The organism is Haladaptatus caseinilyticus (assembly GCF_026248685.1).
Taxonomy (GTDB): Archaea; Halobacteriota; Halobacteria; order Halobacteriales; family Haladaptataceae; genus Haladaptatus; species Haladaptatus caseinilyticus.
On sequence record NZ_CP111036.1, the window covers coordinates 2,280,766 to 2,302,653 of the forward strand.

Sequence of the window (21,888 nt, forward strand, 5' to 3'; positions counted from 1 at the left end):
AAACCATACAAAATTCGACAGTAGGAAATATCTGTCGGAAAAATTAGTATCCAGTGTGGTTCCGACCGGTGATACTGCGCGTCGCAGGAGAAACCAAACATGACACTCAAAGAAAAAATGGACGCAGTAGCGGAGCGAGACTTCGAGCGAGCCGTATCACCTGTTATCGGCGTTATCCTCATGGTTGCTATAACGGTAATATTGGCCGCTGTGATTGGGACCTTCGTGATGGGTCTTGGGAATAGTGTCGAGAAAAACGTGAACGCTGGCGCAGAAATTAGTGCAGATAAAGCAGCCAATGGTGCAGTCACCGTCACTTGGGTCAGCAAAGGGACCGCTAGTCAGGTCAGTGTAAAGGTCAAAGAAAAAGGTGGGACAAATAACGGAACTGCAACAATCAACAATATTGGTGATTCAGTAACAATCTACGAAAAGTCCGGAGGAAACGACGATCTTGGATTTAGTGCCGATGGCGACCGCCAAGTTCAAATCATCGTAACTGCCATTGGCGAGGACGGTGAAACGAAGACCGTAATCAATAATGAAGAGGCAACGATTTGATTCTTTTTAGCATTTGTTAACTATTTTAGCTATTATTCTATTTACTATAAACTATTTACTGTTCATAGTGTTAGAGTCATAATTACTAGTTCAAATTTTCTAACCGATCCACTATATGGTGACTACTGGAGAAATTCTCTCCGTCAGTCAACAATCCGTCCACATGTGTGTGTGAATATTCGTGTTTCCCAAAAACTCTTTAAATATCTCACCCGAAGAGGGGAGAATGACCCTCTCGAATACCGCAGCTCACCGAAAAAAGGCCAGCAGCGATGATTTCAGGAGCCTTCCAAAAGGGGAATGGAAACGAATCGAACCCCGCTGGGTTAGAGTAGGGGTTTCGACAATCGAATTGCTGAGGTGCGGGTTCTCTCCCACCCGCATTGACTCAAACGGGTCGGGTGGTAAAAGAAATGAGCCTTATCCGCAGTGAAAGTGAAAGTGTGTGACACTCGGTGACGCCGATCGACCTCGGTTTGGCAGGGGTGGATTTGGAACCGAGACAACGGTACGACCGCTGAAGTTGCGAACGCTAGGCACGGACCAGCCCCCATTCAGCGAGTCGCTCGTGGTTTCATCACCCATCCACCTGTTGGTTCGGACGGGAATGGCCGAACGAGGTTCCCGCATTTGCGGGCGGGGCGTACGTCCGGAACTTGCGGTCAGCACTCCGCCAAAACCAACCCCGGTGTCTCGATAGTGCGGCGTCCTTACAACACGAATACCGATACCGACAGTCATACCGCGAGTTCACATCACGTCAGAGTATACCTACCGCACCGCCAATACCGGCACCTTTTACTGCTGGGTTGAATACCCCCAACATGGACCAGTTGAAGCAGTCGCTTCTCGAAGCGCCAATCATCGAGAAAGACGGGTACCACTACTTCGTACATCCTATCAGCGACGGAATTCCGATGCTGAAACCGACACTGCTGCGTGAAATCGTCATCAAAATCATCCGGAAGGCGGACCTGGAAAACGTCGATAAAATCGTCACGCCCGCCGCGATGGGGATTCACATTTCGACTGCCGTCTCGCTGATGACCGACATCCCGCTGGTGGTCATCCGAAAACGAAAGTACGGCTTGGAAGGCGAGGTTGCACTCTCCCAACAAACCGGCTACTCCGAGAACGAGATGTACATCAACAACGTCGATGAGGGCGACCGCGTCCTCCTGCTGGACGACGTGCTCAGTACCGGCGGAACGATGAAAGCCGTCACCGAGGCGCTCGAATATATCGGCGCTGACGTAGTGGACGTGTGTGCCGTCATCAAGAAAGTGGGTGCAAACGAACTCGACGACACCGACTACCAAGTGAAGACGCTCATCAACGTGGACGTGGTGGACGGCGAAGTCGTCATCGCGGACGAACACGGCGACGGGTGAATGTTCTCGCGTCAGTTTCTGGCGATGGTCTCGACGTTTACGCTCGTTACGGGTGCACTCCTCGTCGGCGACGCCCTCAACGGGTCGGTCGTAACGGGCGCATACGGAGTGACGACGCCAGCGTTCATGCTGCGCGTGCTTCCCGGCATCGTATTCATCTGGGTAGGCTACATCCTGCGCGAGAATCACGAGCGGTTCATCTCTGCCTATTTCGCCGGACGAGACGCGGCTGCAACATCCGACGGAGCGGAGGGGACGGGAGACGGCGAGTTCGACGAGCGGCTGTCGCCTCTCTCCAGCGATTCGATGGAGAATCTCGACGCACGCGAGCGGGACGCCGACGAAAATCAGTAAGGCTCATTGCAGAACTTTTATGATTGTGCCCAATTAGCACAAACCATGGCGTTAAAGAATCGTGTCCCAAAGTCACTTCGCGGTCCGGTTGGACTGCTGTCGATCGTCGTGGCACTACTTGGTGTCATCATCGGATACATCTACTTGCTGTTTGGCCTGTCACTGTATTTCAAGCTGGTTCCGCAGATGGAAAGCACGATGACGACGACGGAATCGCTGGTCGTCATTGCTGGCGGAGTTGTGTTCTTCGGTATTGGCTACGCCGGATGGCGTGGCTTCAACTACTTTGCGTACTAGCCAATGGATATTCGGAATCATCCCGACGCACCGGATTTTGACGAACTGCAGGACATCGTTGTCGAACCGATTTCTCGAGCGGAAATAGAGGAACACAGAGCCGACGGAGCGGTCTTAGTCGAGGACAATGTCCGTGAGCGAGACGACCTGAACGTCGTTGCCTACCTCAGCGGCGACTCGGATGCCGCACAAACCGACGGCATCGGTGTTCCATACTATCGGCTCACACAGTTGTTCGGCACGCCGCAGTTTCCCGAACTGCAAGCCGGGGAGGACATCAGTGGGCGAACTGATGAAACGTTCAAATATCTCTTTCGGGTGACGTATAAGGGGGACCCCGTTGAACTCCCGAGCGAGTGGCTTATGACAATTCACGATTCCCACGTCAGGTTCGCCGCCAGCGTCGCCGAATGGCGCGACGAAGCGCCGGCGTTTACCGCTGACTCGAAACTCGCGCTCACGACATACACACTCGCTCTCCAAATCGTTCTCGAACCGGTCGAGTGCGTGTTTGAGGATATGCTCTTCTGAGGTATCATGGACGACCTTGGAAATCGGGTCTTCTACTGGCTTAGCGACGAGACGAACGTAACGATACTCCTGTTCATCCTCGCGATACTGCTCAGTGTTGCTAGCCTCCTGTTGTTCTTTACGAACGAGGGACAATCGGCTACCCGACTCGAGTTCGGACTGCTAGCCGCTGCGATGGCCGTCCTGTTCTACCTGTCATTACGGAACAGCGCGTTTTAGCGGGTCAGCACGTGCATGAGACCGAACACGATCGCAATCGAACCGACGAGGAGGCCTGCGAAAACGGGGACGATCATTCCATGGCCGTACAGGTCGTACCAGTATCCCGCATACGTTAGCAAGAGAAACGACGGTACCGAGAGGAGAAAAAAGAGCGATGAGAGGTAACTCGCCAACGTGGGGTCGTCACCGTGCTTTGCGAAGGTGCCACGTTCTCGGATGGAGCGCTCTCGCGTAGGAACGTCTTTCGACACGAGTTGGTCTTCCGAGGCACGAAACTAAACCCTTACGTTGATACGTACGCGTCAACCGTTAGCGTCGTAAGGTACGCACCGAGGAACGTCCCCGCATAAACCATGGTTGCGGCAGTCACCGCCGTACCAGTCAGTTGCGGGAGGAGGATGTCACGCGCACCGGCCGTGTATGGGAGAATCCACAATGGAGCAACCCAGACCACGATTAGCGAGGTTCCGCCGACGAAAAAGCCGATGATTCCCACCCGAATACTCTCGTGGAGATCGTTTGCCAGCAAGTGCGCATAGACGCCCGCGAGTGCAGTGAGGCCCAATACCAGTTGTGGGTCTATCGATGCAGTCATCAACTCGGATTTGTTGTAGGTGAACGCACCGACTCCCCCAATGATACCGGTAACGAACCCCTTGGTGAGCATGGCGATCAGATATCGGCGTCGTAGATTCCCCTGAGCGCCATCCGTGGTCCATTCGTTCGTATTCGTTTCCGTCATTACCCTGCCCCTCCAATCCTGACCGGGATCGAAAAACCTTCGTCACCGATCGCTCCACGAACCATCCCGGTTACTCTCACTGACCCCGATTTGGCCGCCTGATTTGCCTGCGACGTGTGTTCGGAACTCAAATCCATGTCGATGGTCAGGTCTAGCGTCTCTCCCGCCGGGACGGTAGTCTCGTCGAGTGAAGTCGTGGTTCCATCCGTCAACCGTGTTTGGCCATCGTACGCATGAATTTGACCGCTCGAAAGAACGATTGCACGTCTCGTCGGATTATGAATCCGGAGTGCGACGGTCAGATGTTCGCCACCGCCAGTTACGGTGTACTCGGTCGCAGTTACATCGACGCTTCCGGTATTCATCGTTGCGATATGCCCTTGCATGGTCGGGACGAACACCCACCCAGTAACGAGGGCTGTGACGAGAACTACACCGACGAGGAGGGGACGCTCCGGCATGAGGGCGACGCCAGTGTTCGTATCTGACATGAAGATATGGCTATGGCTATGTAGGTAAGTACCGTAAGGATTTCCCTCGAATTTGAGGCGAGCGAAAAGTAAAAAACGACGCCCGGAAGCGTTAGTCGGAAACGTCGGGTGCGACTGCTTCCTTGTTCGAGGCGGACGATTCGAAGAGATGGCATGCGGCCAGCTGCTCATCTGTCCGTCTGAGATCAGGATGACTCCGTTCACAAACCGTCTGGAACTCTCGGTCGAGTTGTTCCTGCGCATCTTCGACGTTCCCCTCAATGAGATCACGAGCCACGGACCGGAGCGCGTTCTCGGCCTGCCGAGGCATATCGAGTGCGCTCATATCGACCCGACCATCGGTTTCGGCGTCGAGACGATGCTCCTCCGGAAGCTCCAATGCGAGACCAGTTTCGAGCAGTCGGTCAACCTCGACTCGCTGGTCGTTTCCGTCGAAGCCTTCCGCTTCGATGTCGCCCTGCAACACCCGGCGTTTGAATTGGAAGGCTCGCCGGAACGCTTCCTGACTTCCCGACCAATCGTTCGGTGGGATGATTTTCGCGCATCGTGGATGGAATCGACATCCAGTCGGTGGGTCGCGGGGGTTCGGAACTTCACCGGTGACGTTCGCCCGATGTCGTTGTGCTCCAGGATCGATTTCCGGCACCGCGTCGAACAGCGCCTCCGTGTACGGATGTTTCGAGTTCGTCACCACTTCGCTCGTCGGTCCCTGCTCGATGATATCACCGAGATACATGATCGCAGTTCGGTCGCACATGTAGCGGATGAGGGATAGGTCGTGGCTGATGAACAGGTACGTCAGGCCGTACTCGTCCTGCAGTTCCTTCATCAGGTTCAGTACGCCCGCCCGAATCGACACGTCGAGCATCGAGACGGGCTCGTCACAGACGACGAAATCGGGATTGACGACCAGCGCACGCGCAATCGCGACACGCTGTCGCTCCCCGCCGGATAGTTCCTTCGGGAACTCGTTGAGGTACGCTTCGGCAGGCGACAGCCCTACGTCGTTAAGTACCTGGATGACTCGCTCCCGTCGGTCTTGGTAGCCGTCACCGATGTCGTTTATCTTCAACGGTTCCTCGACCGACTGGAACACGGTCATCCGTGGGTTCAGGCTCTCGAACGGATCTTGAAAGATCATCTGGACACGCTGGCGGAACACCCGCTCGTCCTCACGTGAGAGTTCGGTTACATCCCGGCCGTCGAACGTAATCGTCCCGTCCGTGGGGTCGTACAGCTTCACCAGCAGCTTTCCGAGCGTTGTCTTTCCACAGCCGGATTCGCCGGCGATACCCATGATGTCGCCTCGGTTGATGGTGAGATCGACGTTCTGGACGGCTCGGACTGGTTGTGCTTCACGTCCAAGCAGTCGGTCGACGACACCTTGCGACAGGTCGAACAACTTCGAGACGTTATCGATTTCTACTAGTGGGTCTGCGTCGTGTTCTGATGCCATTTTTCCTCCTTGCGCGCTTCAGTGCGCATCGTTTCGAGTTCGTCGATGCGATAGCATGCCGACCGATGAACGTCGGGCGACGTTGCTTCCATTCGTTTTCCCGTCTTTGCCTGTTGGACATCGTATCCCGGCGGATGTGCCGAATGGCACTCGTCCACGGCGAACGGACATCGAGGCGCAAACCGACAGCCGTCGTTCGGGTCGAGGAGCGTCGGCGGTGACCCCGGTATCGAGATGAGCTCCTGTTGTTCGTCCTCGACCGTCGGGAACGAGTTTTTCAACCCGAGCGTGTACGGGTTCGCGGCCTCGTCGAGTACCTCGGCCATCGGGCCGTTTTCCATCATCTTGCCGCCGTACATGACGGCGAGTTTGTCACAGATCTCGGCCATGACGCTGACATCGTGGCTCACGACGAGGATGGCCACGTTGAACTCCTCCTGGAGCGCTTCGAGTTCCTCCAGGATGCGGTCCTGTATGATGACATCGAGTGCCGTCGTCGGCTCGTCGGCGATGAGCAAATCCGGGTTGCACGCCATCGCCATCGCGATGACGGCACGCTGTTTCATCCCGCCACTGAACTGGTGGGCGTAATCGTCTGCGCGGTTCGGTTCGATGCCGACGCGTTCGATGAGGTCACGGGCACGTTCGTCCGCTTCCGCTTCGGTCGTCCCCGGTTCGTGACGAAGGATCGCTTCGGTAATCTGGTCGCCGACCTTGTACACCGGGTTGAGCGCATTCATCGCGCTCTGTGGAACGAGTGCGATATCCCGCCAGCGGATATCCCGAATCTGCTGGTTGTCCAGTTGGGCGAGGTCGGTTTTACCGTCCGCTCGTACCGGGTAGCGGTCGTCGTCGATGATCTCCTGTCGTGCGTTTCCGTTCGTGTCCTCCCACTCGGGGAGGGTTCCGTCGAACCAGATTTCGCCACTTTCGATATACCCGTTCGAATCGAGCAAGTGAATGAGCGATTTGGCAAGCGTCGTCTTTCCACACCCCGACTCGCCGACGAGACCGTACGTCTCGCCGTGGTCGACATCGAACGTGACGCCATCGACGGCGTGCACCTGCTTGTCCCCGGCGTCGTAGCGAACACAAAGGTCGTTTACTTCTAACAATGACATGGGTTACTCCTGTGGGTTGGCGACGTCCTCCACCGAGAATCCGATGAAGTAGAACGCGGCCGCGATGGACGTGATCGCCAGTCCCGGCGGAATCAGCCACCACGGCGCGTCGAATACGTGTCCATTTGCTTTCACATTCTCGATCATCATGCCCCACGACACGCTGTCGAACTCAGCGAGACCGAGATACGCGAGCGATGCCTGTGCGAGAATCGCCGCCGCGGCATCCTGTGCCAGAAACACGAATGCGAGCGGCACGACGTTCGGGAGGATGTGCCGGAACACGATTCGCGTGTCGCTGGCGCCAGCGACCCGTGCGGACTCGACGTACGCCCGTTCCTTGAGCGAGAGCGTCTCCCCACGAATGAGGATGCAGTTGTTGAGCCACGACGTGATCGCGATGCCGAAGATGATGTTCTCCGTTTTGATACCGCGAATTGCGACGAGTACGATGAGGAACGGCAGGAACGGCATCCCGTACATCACGTCGACGATGCGCTGGATGGTCTCGTCGACCCACGTGTCGCCGTAGAACCCGCTGATGAGTCCGAGCGGAACGCCGACGAGGCTGGAGAGGATTCCGGCGGCGAATCCGATGTACAGTGCCTTCCTCGCACCGTACACGAGAAGCGTCAGCACTCCTTGGCCTTCCGAGTTCGTTCCGAGCGGCGCGAAGAACGGGTCACCGAACGCGGGCGGATGTGGTAGTTGCTGTTTCTGTTGCAGCGTCAACCGAGCATATTGATCGTTCCCGATGAACGCCCCCCACTGCAAGTCGTGGGGAGCGAACCATGATGGGAAGAGCGCCCAGAGGATGTACATGAGCAGGATGAGTATCCCGAGGACGCCCATCTTGTGCTGTGTATATCGGCTCCATCCCCGCCGGAAGCGTTCGATGCGCGGTTCCCAGCGTTCTTGAAGCGAACTGATAGCGGACGTGCTTTCTGATTGTGTCGACATCTATTGTTTCCCCCCGAACTTGATCCGTGGATCGAGATACGTGTACGCGACGTCCGTCACCAACCGCATCACGATGATGAGGACGGCGAGTAGGAAGAACGCCGCCTGCGTGACGGGGTAGTCGTGTCTCATTACCGCGTTCACGATCAGTTTCCCGATACCGGGCCAACTGAACACGTTTTCGATGATGATACTGCCGTCTATGAGAAACGCCAGTCCGACGATCGCCTGCGTCGCAACCGGAATCAGCGCGTTGCGGGCCGCGTGTTTCATCATCACGGTACGTTCGCTGAGGCCCTTCGCCCGCGCGAGGAAGACGTAATCCTCCCCGGTGACGTTGTTCATGGACGGACGCATGACGAGCATCGCCCCGACCCAACCGACGAAGGAAATGCTGAACAACGGGAGCGCGATGTGGTGTAAGATGTTCGTCATCGCCAACCACGGCGTCCAATTCGCGATTCCGAACTGATCGACCATGAACTCGCTTTTCAACCAACCCAGTTTGTAGTTGAACAACCAGATGAACAGCCATGCGATCCAAAACGCCGGCATGGAGTACATCGTCAGTCCCGTAACGTACGTCGTCTTATCCTTCAGGGTGCCGCGCCACCAGCCGAGATACATTCCGACGAGCGGGCCGACGGTGTACGCGACGACGAATCCGGCACCGAATAGAATGATCGTGCGCGGGAACCGTCGAACAAGGAGGTCCCACACGGGTTCCTTGTGGGTCGGCGAACGGCCGAACTCGCCGACCTGATAGTTGACCATGAAACTCATATACTGTTCCCACAGCGGTTTGTTGAGCCCCCACGTCTCCCGGAGCCGTTCGATCTGTGGCGGCTTCATCTCCGGCGTGATCATGGTGGAAATGAACGACCCCGGCATGCTCCGAATGAGCACGAACAGAATCGTCATTATTACCAGTAGGGTCAGATAGGAGACGACAAGCCGCTTTGCGAGATAGCGGGTGCTAATCCTACTCATTGTCTATATTCCTTGATTTCAGTATCCTGTTTACCATATCGCTTACTCTTGCGTATCCATGCCATGCATGGCACACATTCATTATCAATGTGGTGATTCTCATCCCAATTGAGTACTAAATCCAACCATCAGTTTCCCCCCTACTGATCGCAAAAAACCAGCATCGAGGGTACGAGCCTCGTCGTTACTTCTTCAAGTTTTCTTTGAGATACATGTTTCCGTACTCGACGTCCCAGTTCGCGTACGCCGGATCGACGATACCCGAGACGACGCCACCGAATTTGGCCGTGTTCATCGGCCAGCGGAACTTCGAGTAGTCACGGAGCATGTACGGCATGTCGAGGTAGATCTTCTCCATCGCCTTCGCGAACTTCTTCGCGCGCTTTTCCGGGTCCGTCTCGCTGTACGCGTCCGAGAGTAGTTTGTCGGAGCTGCCCCCAGAGACTCCGTAGCCGGTGGAGTTGTAGGCGAACTTCTCCGTGTCCTCGCCCGCATTCTCGGAGTGGAAGAACGAGTGGAGCGACGTACCGTACGGACTGGTTCCACCCCATCCCATCGGATAGACGTCGAACTCCTCGGTCTCGTATACTTTGCCAGTCATCGTGTTGAACGCGATCGGTTCCGTTCGAACCGGGATTCCGACCTTTTGAAGGTTCTTCTTCCACTGGTCGATTGCTTTCGCCTCGGCGGGTTGTTCGCTCGGTGGGTCGATGAGAAGGGTAATCGCGTTGCCGTCCATCATCTCCGGGACGGTCTGGCCGTCGACACGAATCTCCTTGTCGACGCCTGCCTCCTTGAGCGACTGCGACTTGACGGAGCCGAACGTATAGTTGTACTTCGATTTCGACTGACTGGATTTGACGCCGGAGAACGTTCCGGGGAACTCCTTCCCGGCGTAGGTTCCCTTACCGCTGACGACCTGCCCGTCGGTCAAGAACTTCCTAACCGCTTCCACATCGGGTTTCTTCCCACCGTTCACACCACGGAAGTTGAACGCTTCCGTCTCCGGTGCGGTCAGCAGTTCGCCACCGTGGACGCTCTCCGGTCGGACACCTTTGTATCCGGGGGACTGTGCGTAGTCGCCCTTGATGACGTAGCCGCCTTTGAGTTCCTGAACCCAGAACAGGTCGTCGTACATGAACGACATCGCCTGTCGGAAGGAGACGTCGTCGAGCGGTGCTCGGCGACAGTTGAAGCCGTAGTAGGAAAAACCGCTGTCGAATCCCTTGACGACGTCGATTCCTTCCTTGTCCTTGGCTTTCTGGATTTTCGAGGATTTGAGACTTCCGTAGTGAGTGTCGATTTCGCCGCGCAGGAACGCCTGCGTCATCGGCGCCTCCCCTCCGTACACCTTGAAGTTCACGGCGTCGAGGAACGGTCCGCCGTGGATGAGCGACTTGTGGTCTTTCTTCCACTGAAGCTGGTTGAGCGCGTACGTGTTCTCGATATAGTCACGTCGGAATTTGACCTGCATCGAGGTGTCCGGGTTGAACTTGACCAGTTTGCCCGGACCAGTACCGACGGGGCCTTCCTCGTTCGCTTCCGTCGGGTCGTAGTTTTCGTAATCGACACCCTCCCACTTGTGTTTTGGAATGATCGGGGCGCCACCGAGAACCGTATAGTCCCACGTCCCAACGGGCCGGGATAGCTTGATGTGGAAGTCCCAGTCGTTGCTGGCCTCCTCGATCTTCTCGAAGTCGTTCCAAACCGAGAACTCGCCCGGTTCGTTGTCGAGCATGAACTGATAGGAATACAGGATATCCTCCGTCTTGAACTTCTCACCGTCGTTCCACTCCAGACCATCCTTTCGAGCGTTAAAGTAGATATCCGGCTTCTCCTTGTCGGCGTTCTTCAGTTCCCAGTCAGTGAAAACGCTGGGTTTGACTTCGAACGTGACCGGGTCTTGCGCCGTACCGTAGTCATACACTGGACTCAGTCCGACGGCGGAGTACACACTACCGGCCAGCATAATGTTCGGGCTGTCCGGGGCCTCAGGTAGACCATAACGGAGCGTCCCGCCCGGTTTGATGTTCTCAGGATTGACATCGACGGTTCCAGCCCCTTCCGTCGTTTCGTTACCGGGGTTGTCGGGTCCGTTATTGTCGTTTTTGTCATTTTTCCCAGAACAGCCAGCAAGGGAGAGAGTGACTGCGCCAGCCCCACTCGCCTTCAGGAAGTTCCTTCGGCTGTCTTCGGTACCACTTCGGTTGCGTCGCCGTGGCATACCAAAGACTTGTAGAAGATGTATTTAAAACTACTGGTTGGCAGAAGCTTTTAGTTTTCCGGGCTTCATAGAAGGGGAAAGCGCGTCTAAACTAGTCTGATAATTTTATAATTAGAAGACGTGTCCGATACTAATTCATAATTATTGTTTACTATTAGATTCCTTGGCGAGCATGCCATAATAAACCGCTCCCGCAACCGCTGTCGACCCCAACAGAAGATGTGAGTCCGACGAGACCGCACCAGCGTTCTCCCGTGTCCAGACGAAACTCAGTCCCGACCAAAGGCTAGCAATGACGAATCCTGCCGTCAGCAACCAGAGACCCAACGGTTTCCGTCCGGTACGTAGAGCGACGAGGGCGGCAACCATCGTAATTCCCGCCATCACCGCCAGCACGCCGCGCGTTCCTACCATCTCGTTCTACTGCGAACGAGAACCGTATAAATGGAACGCTTCATGCTGACACTTCACTTGCTCGTCGCCCATCCGTCGGTATCTACTCGACACCGAGCGCATCGAGGAGCGCTTTCGCCGCCGCGTGGGACGATTCCGGTCCTCGCGCAGTGAGTAGGTCACCATCCGTCCGAACACTTGCGTCCGCATCCAGCTGCGCATCCCAGTTCGCACCGACCGCTCGAACCTCGTCTTCCACCCAGTACGGAAGCTTTCGCCCATCCGGCATTCGGTCGTAGTCGTCGACGATGTCTTCCTCCCACTCGTTCGGAAATCCAGTTACGTCGCGTCCCGCAACGAGGAATCCATCATCGCTGTCACGCGTGAACGCCAGCAGCCCCACGGCGTGACAGACGACGAGTGCTTTCGTCCCTTCGTTCTCGACGGCATCACGAAGCAGTCGGCGGGCATCCCGGTCCTGATTGACATCCCACTCCGTACCGTGTCCGCCGGGGAACACCACGGCGTCGTAATCACCCGCATCGATCGTTGCGAGCGGTTCGGGGTTTTGCAGTCGTGGGTCGTTCTCGTGTGCATCCCGAACCCGTTCTGCGGTCTCCTCGCCGACGTTTTCCGGGTCGGTGGAGCGTTCGTCCACGACCGGTTTCGATCCGCTCGGTGTCGCGACGGTTATCTCCACGCCCGCATCGGATAGCGTCTGCAGGGGCTCTATGCACTCCTCTGCCCAATACCCTTCCTCACTCACGACGAACAGTGCTGATGTCATACGACGGACTAGCGCTTCAGCGTCAATAAGCGAGGGGGCCGCGGAAGAACGCGCCCCTTTCGCGGCGTTGATGACTGCTTCGACAGCGTTTCGTAGGAAGGACAAACGACTCGCTACGACGATTGTTTCTCAAAAATAGCGGGAGGTAGATTTGAACTACCGATCTGCGGGTTATGAGCCCGCCGGAATCTCCTGGCTATCCCATCCCGCTGTATTCACGTACTGCCGTCCGATAGTTAAGGGTTGTGATTCACCTGCCGTATGCGGTTTTGTACCGTGATTTCACGGCCGGTCTGAAAATATCTATTCTTTTTCACGACCCCAAGACGTATATCTCTTCGGCGCACGCACAGAGGCAAAGATGGAGTTCGCGCTTATCGGTCTCTGGCTGATCGTCTACTATCTACTCGCACTCGTCGGACTTCCCGCTTCTAGCGCCCTCTTTCCGCGATTTCCCGACCGCGGAGCGACGTTTGCACTCCCGATTTCGCTGACCGTCATAACCATCGTCACGTATTGGTTGGGCCAGTTCGCGTTTACCACGGTCACCGTTACCGCGGCGGTCGTCGTCTTTGCGGCCCTCTTCACGCTCCTCGCGAGGGGCGGCCTCGAGATCGACCGTCGCGGCTACGCTGAAGCGATGGTCGTCTTCACCGCCGCGTTCTCGTTTCTCGTCTTCGTCCGCGCCATCGACCCCGCAATCGTCGCAACCGGTGGGGAGAAGTTTCTCGATTTCGGCCTCCTGAAGTCCCTCATGCGCGCGCCCGCGCTCCCGCCCGAAGACATGTGGTTCGCAGGTGAACCGGTTCGGTATTACTACGGTGGCCACCTCATCGCCGCAATTCTGACGAAACTCACGGGGACGGCACCGAGATTTAGCTACAATCTCGCACTCGCGGGATTCTACGGAATGCTCGTCAGCACCGCCTACGGGTTGGCGCGAGCTATCGCCATCCGATACGACGCTCCGTCCCGACTCGCTGGGCTTTTCGCCGCGTTTTTCGTCGGGTTTGCCGGAAACACGTTCACTACCATCCGATTACTGGCGAACGTCCTCCCCCGGCCGCTGGTCGAAATCGTGGCAACGCCGTTGGAGATGGAGCCCGGAAGTTTCCCGCTCGAACCCCTCGATTTCTGGTACTGGGACGCTAGCCGCGTAATGGTCGGGACGATAAACGAGTTTCCCCTCTTTGCCTACATCAACGGTGACCTTCACGCCCACATGATGGGGCAACCGTTCTTGCTTTTCGTCACCGCACTCAGCTACGCGGTGTATCGTTCCCATACCGAGATACGGTGGCGGAAAGTTCTCGTCTGGGGGGCGCTCCCACCTGCCGTCGCGTTTCTGGGAACCATCAGCTTCTGGAGTTTCCCGACGGCACTCGGTATCGTTTGGCTCGCCGTTACCTTCGCCGAAGACCATCCAGCCACGCTGATTCCCGGCGGAAAACGATTGATGGAGGAACGGTCCGGGTTCGCTGACGAACTCGTCCGAACGGCTACCGCGATGGCGATCGCGATCGTCGTTGGACTACTCGCACTCCTTTGGGCAGGGCCGTTCGTGGTAAACATCCTGTTCGGGTCGGCAACCACTCGAAGTATCGGTTTCTTCCCGGACCGAACCAGCTTAGTGGAACTACTCATCGTCCACGGTGCGTTCCTTCTTCCGTTCGCGTTGTACCTCGGAACCCACGTCCGGTGGCACGAGCGAGACGCCACGCAGGTCGGCGTGCTGGGGGGACTCCTCCTCGTTTTGGGGTGGCAAGGTGGGTTCGCGGTGGTCGTGGTAGTCGCACCGCTCCTCGTCGTCGGCTGGTTGCTCCTCCGGGCCGATTCCGACCTCGGTTTCGAGACGGTTTTGCTGGTCGCAGGTGCGGGCCTCGTCTTGCTCGTCGAGTTCGTTTACGTACAGGACAACGCGATTGCCGGACGGTTCAACACCGTGTTCAAGGTGTACATGCAAGTGTGGGCGTTCTGGTCCGTCAGCGTCGGCGTCGTGCTGATGCGGCTGTTGACGGATTCCGTTCCCGGCTACACCGCGGATGTGTCACCCGAAGCGTCCACGAAATCCGAAACGTCCGACCCATCAGAGCGTTCCGAAGCGTCGCCGAGCGTACCGGTTTCGCGACGGACCGGAGTGGCCGTCTTTACCGTCATGCTCCTCCTCACGACGTCCGTATACGGTGCATTTGCCCTCAGCGAACACGTCTCGACGGACAAGTCGATCCATCGCACGGACGACCCGACGCTCGACGGAATGGCGTTCATTTGGACGGCACACGGGGACGAGGCCCGTGCAATCGAGTGGCTGGACGCAAAAGAAGGACGACCACACATCGTTTCTGCGCCGGGAAAACCCTATCAGTGGGGGAGTCCGGCTTCGTCGCTCACGGGTCTGCCGACCGTGGTCGGTTGGTATCAGGAACGGATCTACCGCGGCGCACCAGCCTACGAGGAACGAAAACGGGACGTCGAGTTGATCTTCAGTCCGAACACCGGGTGGAGCACTCGTGCGGGCAAACTGGCCAAATACGACGTCCGATACATCTACTACGGACCTCAAGAGCGCCAACGATACGGACGGACGTCGTTTTCAAAATATCCTGGCATCGAGCCCGTCCACCGCTCGGGGTCGGTGTCGATTTATCGCGTGAACCAGACGATCATCGAGAATCAACCCAGCGTCTCGGCCTAATCGAGTGACAATCCCGGATGCCAGCGTTCCACTCCGGCCGCCGCTTTTTGTTCGTCCATTCGTGCGAGCAGTTTCACCGCGAGGGTGGCTGTCTCAGCAGCACGCGATTCGCCCTCGGTTCGGAACTCGCCGGTTTCCCGGTTGGCATACACCGAACAGACTGCGCCCGCACGGAGGCCGTAAACGTTCGCAATCGTCAGAATCGCGCTCGCCTCCATCTCGATGTTCTTTACGTTCGCGTTTTTCAACTGTTCGACTAACTCGTCGCCACCTTCAGCGCTGAAGCCTTCGAAACCGGGGCGACCCTGGCCCGCGTAGAAGCTGTCCGCACTCATCGTAATGCCGGTGTGGTAGTCGTAGTCGAGTCGTTCAGCGGCTGCGACGAGCGCGGCGACGACTTCGTAATCCGCGACTGCCGGGAAATCCTCGCGGACGTACTCGTCGCTCGTTCCTTCCTGTCGCACGCCGCCGGTCGTGATGACGAGGTCTCCGACGTTCATGTCGGGTTGAATCGCACCACACGACCCGACACGAATGAACGTGTCCGCACCGATCCGGGCGAGTTCCTCGACTGCGATCGCGGCCGAAGGACTGCCGATACCGGTCGAAGTGACGCTGATGGGCGCGTCGTCGTACGTGCCGGTCGCGGTTCGGTATTCACGATGGTATGCCATCTCTTCCGCTGTATCCCAGAACTGCGTTATCTTATCGACACGCTCCGGATTACCGGGGAGGAGGACTGCATCCGCAACATCACCGTCGCCCACTTCGATATGGTACTGTACCTCCGCGTTCGGGTCTTCGCTGTCATCCATATCAGTGGAGTTCGTCGCCGGAAAAATAGATGCTTCGTCGTGGCCGCGTCAAACGTCGTCGTCTCGACCGCTTACTCCAGCATCTCCTCCGAAATCGTGTTCGGGAGCAGCTCTCCGAGGGTATACGCTGTCACGGTGTCACCCTCGTCGCAGACGACCTCCAGCGAATCGTCGCAGAATTCCGCGAGCGTCTGGCGGCACATTCCACAGGGAGTCACGCCGTCCCGTCGTGCGGAACTGACGACCAATCGGTCGAACTCCCGGTGGCCCTGCTTGATGGCTTCTGCAATCGCGACCTCTTCGGCGTGAAGCGAGTTACTGTAATTCGCGTTCTCGATGTTACAGCCGACAAATACGGTCCCATCGACGGTTCTGAGTGCTGCCCCGACCGGATAGTCGGAGTAAGGAACGTGTGCTTGTGCTTGTACTTCGCGCGCCTGCGCGACGAGTTCGTCCATGATGAACAAGTTCGTGACGACTGTTCAAATAAAATCCGAAGGTGGACTCGCAATCGAGACGTTCGACTTCGGTCGCGTTCCGGCGTGCGACGAACAACCGTAGGTTCGGTCGCGCGAGGTCGTCGTGGACGAAGTGAGTGATGGTCCGAAAGTCACACCACGCGAAAGGTTCGCGAATCTTTTTATACCAAAACGGAACCAAATCCGTCGTGTTTCGTAGACGAACTGAACCGGATCAAAAATCAACCCCACCGATGGACCGCCCGCTGCCCTACTCCTCACCGGATTCGTAATGTTCGCCAGCCGCACTCGGGGTGCGGGTTCGTCCGACGAACGCCAACACGACGATGACCGTTACGTAGGGGATGATGCCGATGAGTTCGTTCGGAAGCTGGAAACCGGCCTGCTGGAGTCGGATCTGGAGCGCATCGAGACCGGCGAAGAGGAACGACGCACCGAACGCACCGAGCGGGTTGTAGTTCCCGAACAAGTACGCCGTAATGCCGATCCAGCCACGGCCATCGACCATCGTGGTGCCACTTCCGTTGAACAGTCCGGCCTGACCCAGCGACAATCCCGCACCACCGATACCGGCGAGGAATCCGGAGAGAAGGACGCTCGCGTAGCGAACGCGTCGCACATCGACGCCGACCGTGTCGAGTGCCATCGGGTTCTCACCGCTGGACCGCACCCACCGGCCGAACGCCGTTTCGTTCAACACGAACCACGAGAGTGGTACGGCAGCGAGGAGCATGTACACCGTCGGGTTGGCGTCGAAGAATATCGGCCCGACGACCGGGATGTCCGCGAAAAGCGGGATCTGCCAGTCGTTGAGAGTGCCGACGCTGGGACTATTAACCCGACCCCAGATGACCTTGCTGGCGAAGGGTGCGAGTCCGAGTGCGATGAGCCACACCGCGAGCCCGGCGATGATCTGGTCAGCCTTGAACTCGATGCAGACGATAGCGAACAGGAGTGCGAAGAGTGTGCTCGCCGCTACCGCAGCGAAAAAGCCCAGCCAGAGCGTCGTTTGCGATGCACCGGCCGGGCCTGCCATGGCGTCGGCAACCGCGACACCGGTGAACGCGGAGATTATGAGGAGCCCTTCCAATCCGATATTGATCACCCCGCTTTTCTCCGCGAAGATGCCGCCGAGCGCGGCGAAGGCGATCGGAACCGTAAATCGGAGTGCCGCGCTCGCGTAACTCACATCAATGGTGCCGACGAGTCGGCCGACCGCACTCCCCGGGAAAAGGAGACCGAGGAGGCCGAGGACGACGACCGAACCGATGGAGAGTCCGGCGATTCGAATGCGGCTATTCATCGCTCTCACCTCCCTCGGTCGGGGTACCGCCATCCGTAGCCACAGCGTTTTCGCCCTGCGCTCCGGGCGTCACCCAGCGCTTGCCGAGCATGCGGAAGAACTCCGGCATCGCGACGAACAGGATGATGAGGCCACGGAGGACGCCGACGAGTTGCTTGGGAACACCGAGTGCAAAATCGATCGTGAGACTACCGCTTTTGAGCATGCCGAAGAGCAGTGCCGCGAGGGGGACACCGAGCGGATTGTTGCCGGCCAGAATCGTCACCGTGATGCCGTCGAACCCGTACGATGGAACACCCGTTTGCCATCGGTTGAGAATCATCAGCACGTAAATCGCGCCGCCGATACCGCCGATAGCACCTGACAACGCCATGCTGGACACCATGGTCTTCTTCGCGTTAACGCCGCCGTACTCGGCCGCTTCCGGTTGGATGCCGCTCGTTCGGAGGTCGTATCCGAACGCGGTTCGATGCAAAAGCAGGTAGATGCCGACTGTGAGGACGAGGGCACCGACGAGGACGAGGAGTGAAAACGACGATCCGCGAGGGAAAAGTGATGGCGAAAGTGCCGCGTAACCGGGGATCGCTCGCGTTTCGACGTTCCCACTGCCGGGCTTTTTGAAATATTCGGAAACGAGGACGAAGGCGATCCCCGTGGCGATGAAGTTCAGCATGATGGTCGTGATGACCTCGTTTGTATCCGCGTATGCTTTCATCGCACCGGGAATCGCACCGTATGCACCGCCCACGGCCGCCCCAGCGACCAATCCGACTGGAATCAGGATGATGCCACCGACGATTCCGCTCGGAACGTAGGGTGCGGTCCAGAGGACGGACAGCACCGAACCGAGCGCGCCCAACACCAACTGACCCTGTGTTCCGATGTTGAACATCCCGGCCCGGAACGCGACCGCGACAGCCAATCCCGTGAATAGAAGCATCGATGTTTCTCTGAGCGTTCCCGCGAGACTGTACTGGTCGATTGCGGGGTTGAACGGAACTAGGGAGAACTGCTGAGGATCGGCGAACGCGCCGATAAAGAGATATTTGTACACCTGTATCGGGTTGTAACAGAACGATCCCGGAAGCGGAATTGCGATTCCCCAACCGCCACTTCCGGGGATGGTGACGAGCATCGCCCGTGTGAGGAAGGGTTCGGAACACGTGGCGACGAATCCTGACACGAGAATGACGAATCCGCCGACGAATATCGACATAGCGAGCGCGGCGAGACTGATGAAAATACGTTCCGCCGCCGATGCCTCGACGAGCCTGCCGAGGGTGCGTTCAGCTCGCTCCCGCCACGTACTCATTTCGCTTCACCTCCGATGCTCGGGGCGCTTTCCGGTCGTTCACCAGCCATCAGCAGGCCGAGTTCCTCTTCGGTTACGCGGTCGGGGTCTACGACGTCCATGATTTCGCCTTCGTACATAACTGCCAGTCGGTCCGATAACTGCTGCACCTCGTCCAGTTTCGACGAGACGAGGAGGATGGCCTTTCCGTCGGCGCGCAGATCGAGCAGTCGGTCGTGAATGAACTCGATACTACCGACGTCCACACCACGCGTCGGATGGGCTGCGACGACGAGGGACGGGTCGCGGGCGAACTCCCTGCCGACGATGAACTTCTGTTGGTTTCCGCCGGAAAGTGACTCCGCAGTCGCGTCGGCGTTCGGCGGGCGAACGTCGTACGCTTCGATGATATCCTCCGCGTGCGTTCGTGTTCGGTCCCAGTCGATACGACCCTCGTTCGAAAAGGGCCGCGTGCGTTGACTGCCGAGGAGTCCGTTCTCCACGAGGTCGAACTCCATTACCAGCCCCTGTTCGTGGCGGTCTTCCGGAATGTACGCCATTCCCGAATCGATGCGCTCTCGACGGCTCGTTTCGGTGACGTCCGTTCCGAGGAACTCGATTCGCCCTTCATCCGGCGATTTGAGGCCGGTGATGCTTTGGATGACTTCCGACTGGCCGTTACCGTCAACACCGGCGATCCCGAACACTTCGCCTTCTCGAATCTCGAACCCGACGTCGTCTACCTGCACGACGTCTCGTTCGTCGGTCATCCGGAGGTCGGATACGGAGAGGACGGTGCTTCCGGGGTCGCTCTCCGTTTTATTCGCCTCGAGGAGCACCTCACGTCCGACCATGAGTTCCGCCAGTTCTTCGCGGGTGGTGCCGTCGGTATCGACCGACCCGACGTTTTTGCCGTCCCTGAGGACGGTAATCCGATCGGCGGCGTCCATCGCCTCGCCGAGTTTGTGCGTGATGAAGATAATGCTCTTCCCCTGTGCCGTGAGTTCATCGAGAACTGAGAGCAGGTCATCGATTTCTTGCGGTGTGAGCACGGCAGTCGGTTCGTCGAGAATGAGCACATCTGCGCCGCGATATAGTGCTTTGAGAATTTCGACGCGCTGTTGAACACCGACGCTCACGTCTTCGACGAGTGCGTTCGGATCCACATCGAACCCGTATTTCTCACTCAGTTCGCGAACTTCGCGGACGGCACGGTCCTTGTCCATCGCCAGCCCACCCCACTTTCGGGGTTCGTTCCCGAGAACGATGTTCTCCGCAATCGTGAGAGTATCGACCAGCATGAAGTGCTGGTGAATCATCCCGATACCTGCCGCGATTGCGTCTCGGGGTGAGTCGAACTCGCGGGGTTCGCCGCCGACGACGACCTGTCCTTCGGTCGGTTGATACAACCCGTACAGGACGTTCATCAGCGTCGTTTTTCCGGCGCCGTTCTCCCCTAAAAGTGCGTGGATTGACCCCGATTCCACGGGCAGATCAACGTCATCGTTGGCGATGACTCCCGGGAATCGTTTCGTAATGCCGTCGAGATATACCGCCCGGCTCATTGAATCTGGATTTCCATTCTACCGGTTTAAACACGTGGTTTTACGCTTATTGCTCTACCGTCGTCGGCACTTCGATGTCGCCGTCGATGATGGCCTTCCGTGATTTATCGACCTTCGACTTTACGCCGTCAGGAATCTCAGAACCGAGGTCCGCACCGTACACTGCCTGGACACCATCTTCTTTCAGGCCGAGCGAGTTGACTTCGCCGCCTTTGAAGCTGTCCTCCGTGACGTTCTTGGTCGATTGGAAGACGGCTTCGTTGACGTGCTTGACCATACTGGCGAGGATAACGTCGCTGAACTTCGCCGTTCCCGCCGCCTTCGACTGGTCGCTGTCCACACCGATAGCGAACCGGCCCTTCTGCTGGGCCGCTTTGAACACGCCAGTGCCGGACCCACCGGCGGCGTGGTAGACGATGTCCGCGCCATCGTCGTACATCGAGACGGCGGCCTCCTTCCCCGCGACGGGGTCGTTCCACGCGCCGACGTACGCTGTGTTGACGTTGATGTCCTCGCTCGCGTGCGCGACACCCGCTTTGTACCCTGCTTCGAACTTCTTGATGAGCGGAACTTCCTTGCCGCCGACGAATCCGACGGTTTTCTCGCCGGGGTTCGTCGCACCCTTGCCCGCGCTAAACTCCTGCTGCGTGAGCAGGCCGGCGAGGTAGCCGACCTGGAACGAACCCTGCTGTTCCTTGAACACATAGTTCGCGACGTTCTGCACGAGGTCGCCGTTTTCCTTCTCGGCGACGCTGTCCACGAGCATGAAGTTCTGTTCGGGGAACTGCTGTGCGTTCTTCAGCAGGGAGTTCGTCTGTACGAACCCGATACAGCAGATGAGGTTGTAGGCCGGACTTTGGGATTGTGCGAACTGCCGCTGTAAGTTTTCCACGTCGCTCGGCGAACTCGGCTCCGCGTTCCGGAACTGAACGCCGAGCTTCTGTTTCGCCTTCTTGATGCCTGCATGAGCCATGTCGTTGAACGAGTTGTCGCCGAGTCCGCCGGTCGCGTACACCATGCCGACATGTGTGTCGCTTTTGCTGCCCGAGCCGTCTTTTGTTCCGTCCCCGGTCGAGGTTTTGTCCGTATTTCCGCCCCCGCCGTCGTTGGGGCTGCTGATACAGCCAGCGAGACCGGCGACTCCGACCGCACCGCCAGTTATCATCAATTTACGGCGCTGTTTGTCAATGTTCGTCATCTATGAGTAATTCAGACAAGTT

The 21,888-nt window shown here is 57.7% G+C and carries 23 protein-coding genes and 1 tRNA gene; 7 read left to right on the forward strand and 17 right to left on the reverse strand.

Annotation, left to right across the window (positions count from 1 at the left end):
• Nucleotides 1–99 precede the first annotated feature (99 nt).
• The 6 genes from OOF89_RS12270 to OOF89_RS12295 all read left to right on the forward strand — a co-directional run bounded on the left by OOF89_RS12270 (nt 100) and on the right by OOF89_RS12295 (nt 3,353).
• Entirely contained in the window at nt 100–561 is a 462-nt protein-coding gene (locus OOF89_RS12270) for a type IV pilin N-terminal domain-containing protein (RefSeq protein WP_266076527.1), read from the forward strand.
• An 824-nt stretch (nt 562–1,385) separates the two neighbouring features.
• A complete protein-coding gene (gene hpt / locus OOF89_RS12275; protein ID WP_266076528.1) occupies nt 1,386–1,952 on the forward strand; it encodes a hypoxanthine/guanine phosphoribosyltransferase in 567 nt (188 codons plus the stop codon).
• Nucleotides 1,953–2,306 carry a hypothetical protein gene (locus tag OOF89_RS12280; RefSeq protein WP_266076529.1) on the forward strand — a complete coding sequence of 118 codons (354 nt, stop codon included), beginning with the start codon at nt 1,953–1,955 and terminating at the stop codon, nt 2,304–2,306.
• A 45-nt stretch (nt 2,307–2,351) separates the two neighbouring features.
• Entirely contained in the window at nt 2,352–2,603 is a 252-nt protein-coding gene (locus OOF89_RS12285) for a hypothetical protein (protein ID WP_266076531.1), read from the forward strand.
• Nucleotides 2,604–2,606: 3 nt separating this feature from the next.
• Entirely contained in the window at nt 2,607–3,134 is a 528-nt protein-coding gene (locus OOF89_RS12290; protein ID WP_266076532.1) for a hypothetical protein, read from the forward strand.
• A 6-nt stretch (nt 3,135–3,140) separates the two neighbouring features.
• Nucleotides 3,141–3,353 (forward strand): hypothetical protein, encoded by a 213-nt coding sequence (locus OOF89_RS12295; RefSeq protein ID WP_266076535.1) that lies wholly within the window; start codon nt 3,141–3,143, stop codon nt 3,351–3,353.
• On the opposite strand, the gene OOF89_RS12300 is transcribed toward OOF89_RS12295, so the two are convergent.
• The 11 genes from OOF89_RS12300 to OOF89_RS12350 form a co-directional block, all read right to left on the reverse strand.
• Nucleotides 3,350–3,607, reverse strand: a complete 258-nt coding sequence (locus OOF89_RS12300; protein ID WP_266076537.1) for a hypothetical protein — start codon at nt 3,605–3,607, stop codon at nt 3,350–3,352. The genes OOF89_RS12295 and OOF89_RS12300 overlap by 4 nt on opposite strands.
• Before the next feature lie 32 nt (nt 3,608–3,639).
• The gene (locus OOF89_RS12305; RefSeq protein WP_266076540.1) at nt 3,640–4,098 is read right to left on the reverse strand and encodes a hypothetical protein; all 459 of its coding nucleotides are present in this window, start codon (nt 4,096–4,098) and stop codon (nt 3,640–3,642) included.
• Entirely contained in the window at nt 4,098–4,589 is a 492-nt protein-coding gene (locus OOF89_RS12310; RefSeq protein WP_266076543.1) for a hypothetical protein, read from the reverse strand. The genes OOF89_RS12305 and OOF89_RS12310 overlap by 1 nt, the downstream gene beginning before the upstream one ends.
• Nucleotides 4,590–4,680: 91 nt before the next feature.
• Nucleotides 4,681–6,045 (reverse strand): ABC transporter ATP-binding protein, encoded by a 1,365-nt coding sequence (locus OOF89_RS12315; protein WP_266076546.1) that lies wholly within the window; start codon nt 6,043–6,045, stop codon nt 4,681–4,683.
• Nucleotides 6,015–7,166: an ABC transporter ATP-binding protein gene (locus OOF89_RS12320; protein WP_266076549.1), complete on the reverse strand. Its 1,152-nt coding sequence runs from the start codon at nt 7,164–7,166 to the stop codon at nt 6,015–6,017. The genes OOF89_RS12315 and OOF89_RS12320 overlap by 31 nt, the downstream gene beginning before the upstream one ends.
• Before the next feature lie 3 nt (nt 7,167–7,169).
• A complete protein-coding gene (locus tag OOF89_RS12325) occupies nt 7,170–8,126 on the reverse strand; it encodes an ABC transporter permease (RefSeq protein WP_266076552.1) in 957 nt (318 codons plus the stop codon).
• Nucleotides 8,127–9,116 carry an ABC transporter permease gene (locus OOF89_RS12330; protein WP_266076555.1) on the reverse strand — a complete coding sequence of 330 codons (990 nt, stop codon included), beginning with the start codon at nt 9,114–9,116 and terminating at the stop codon, nt 8,127–8,129.
• A gap of 184 nt (nt 9,117–9,300) precedes the next feature.
• Nucleotides 9,301–11,340 (reverse strand): ABC transporter substrate-binding protein, encoded by a 2,040-nt coding sequence (locus tag OOF89_RS12335; protein WP_266076558.1) that lies wholly within the window; start codon nt 11,338–11,340, stop codon nt 9,301–9,303.
• 141 nt (nt 11,341–11,481) lie between these two features.
• On the reverse strand, nt 11,482–11,754 hold the full coding sequence (locus tag OOF89_RS12340; RefSeq protein WP_266076561.1) for a hypothetical protein: 273 nt from the start codon (nt 11,752–11,754) through the stop codon (nt 11,482–11,484).
• Nucleotides 11,755–11,836: 82 nt separating this feature from the next.
• Nucleotides 11,837–12,520 (reverse strand): type 1 glutamine amidotransferase domain-containing protein, encoded by a 684-nt coding sequence (locus OOF89_RS12345; protein WP_266076564.1) that lies wholly within the window; start codon nt 12,518–12,520, stop codon nt 11,837–11,839.
• 136 nt (nt 12,521–12,656) lie between these two features.
• Nucleotides 12,657–12,731: transfer RNA gene (locus tag OOF89_RS12350), tRNA-Met, on the reverse strand.
• A gap of 150 nt (nt 12,732–12,881) precedes the next feature.
• Here OOF89_RS12350 and OOF89_RS12355 point away from each other — a divergent pair.
• On the forward strand, nt 12,882–15,215 hold the full coding sequence (locus tag OOF89_RS12355; RefSeq protein ID WP_266076566.1) for a DUF2298 domain-containing protein: 2,334 nt from the start codon (nt 12,882–12,884) through the stop codon (nt 15,213–15,215).
• Here OOF89_RS12355 and OOF89_RS12360 read toward each other — a convergent pair.
• The 6 genes from OOF89_RS12360 to OOF89_RS12385 all read right to left on the reverse strand — a co-directional run bounded on the left by OOF89_RS12360 (nt 15,212) and on the right by OOF89_RS12385 (nt 21,866).
• Nucleotides 15,212–16,030: a nucleoside phosphorylase gene (locus tag OOF89_RS12360; RefSeq protein WP_266076568.1), complete on the reverse strand. Its 819-nt coding sequence runs from the start codon at nt 16,028–16,030 to the stop codon at nt 15,212–15,214. The two genes, OOF89_RS12355 and OOF89_RS12360, sit on opposite strands and share 4 nt — an antisense overlap.
• Nucleotides 16,031–16,101: 71 nt before the next feature.
• On the reverse strand, nt 16,102–16,488 hold the full coding sequence (gene cdd / locus OOF89_RS12365; RefSeq protein ID WP_266076570.1) for a cytidine deaminase: 387 nt from the start codon (nt 16,486–16,488) through the stop codon (nt 16,102–16,104).
• Between the two features lie 271 nt (nt 16,489–16,759).
• A complete protein-coding gene (locus tag OOF89_RS12370; RefSeq protein ID WP_266076572.1) occupies nt 16,760–17,812 on the reverse strand; it encodes an ABC transporter permease in 1,053 nt (350 codons plus the stop codon).
• A complete protein-coding gene (locus OOF89_RS12375; protein ID WP_266076574.1) occupies nt 17,805–19,124 on the reverse strand; it encodes an ABC transporter permease in 1,320 nt (439 codons plus the stop codon). The genes OOF89_RS12370 and OOF89_RS12375 overlap by 8 nt, the downstream gene beginning before the upstream one ends.
• On the reverse strand, nt 19,121–20,668 hold the full coding sequence (locus OOF89_RS12380; RefSeq protein ID WP_266076576.1) for an ABC transporter ATP-binding protein: 1,548 nt from the start codon (nt 20,666–20,668) through the stop codon (nt 19,121–19,123). The genes OOF89_RS12375 and OOF89_RS12380 overlap by 4 nt, the downstream gene beginning before the upstream one ends.
• Before the next feature lie 46 nt (nt 20,669–20,714).
• Nucleotides 20,715–21,866 (reverse strand): BMP family lipoprotein, encoded by a 1,152-nt coding sequence (locus OOF89_RS12385; RefSeq protein WP_266076578.1) that lies wholly within the window; start codon nt 21,864–21,866, stop codon nt 20,715–20,717.
• Nucleotides 21,867–21,888 lie beyond the last annotated feature (22 nt).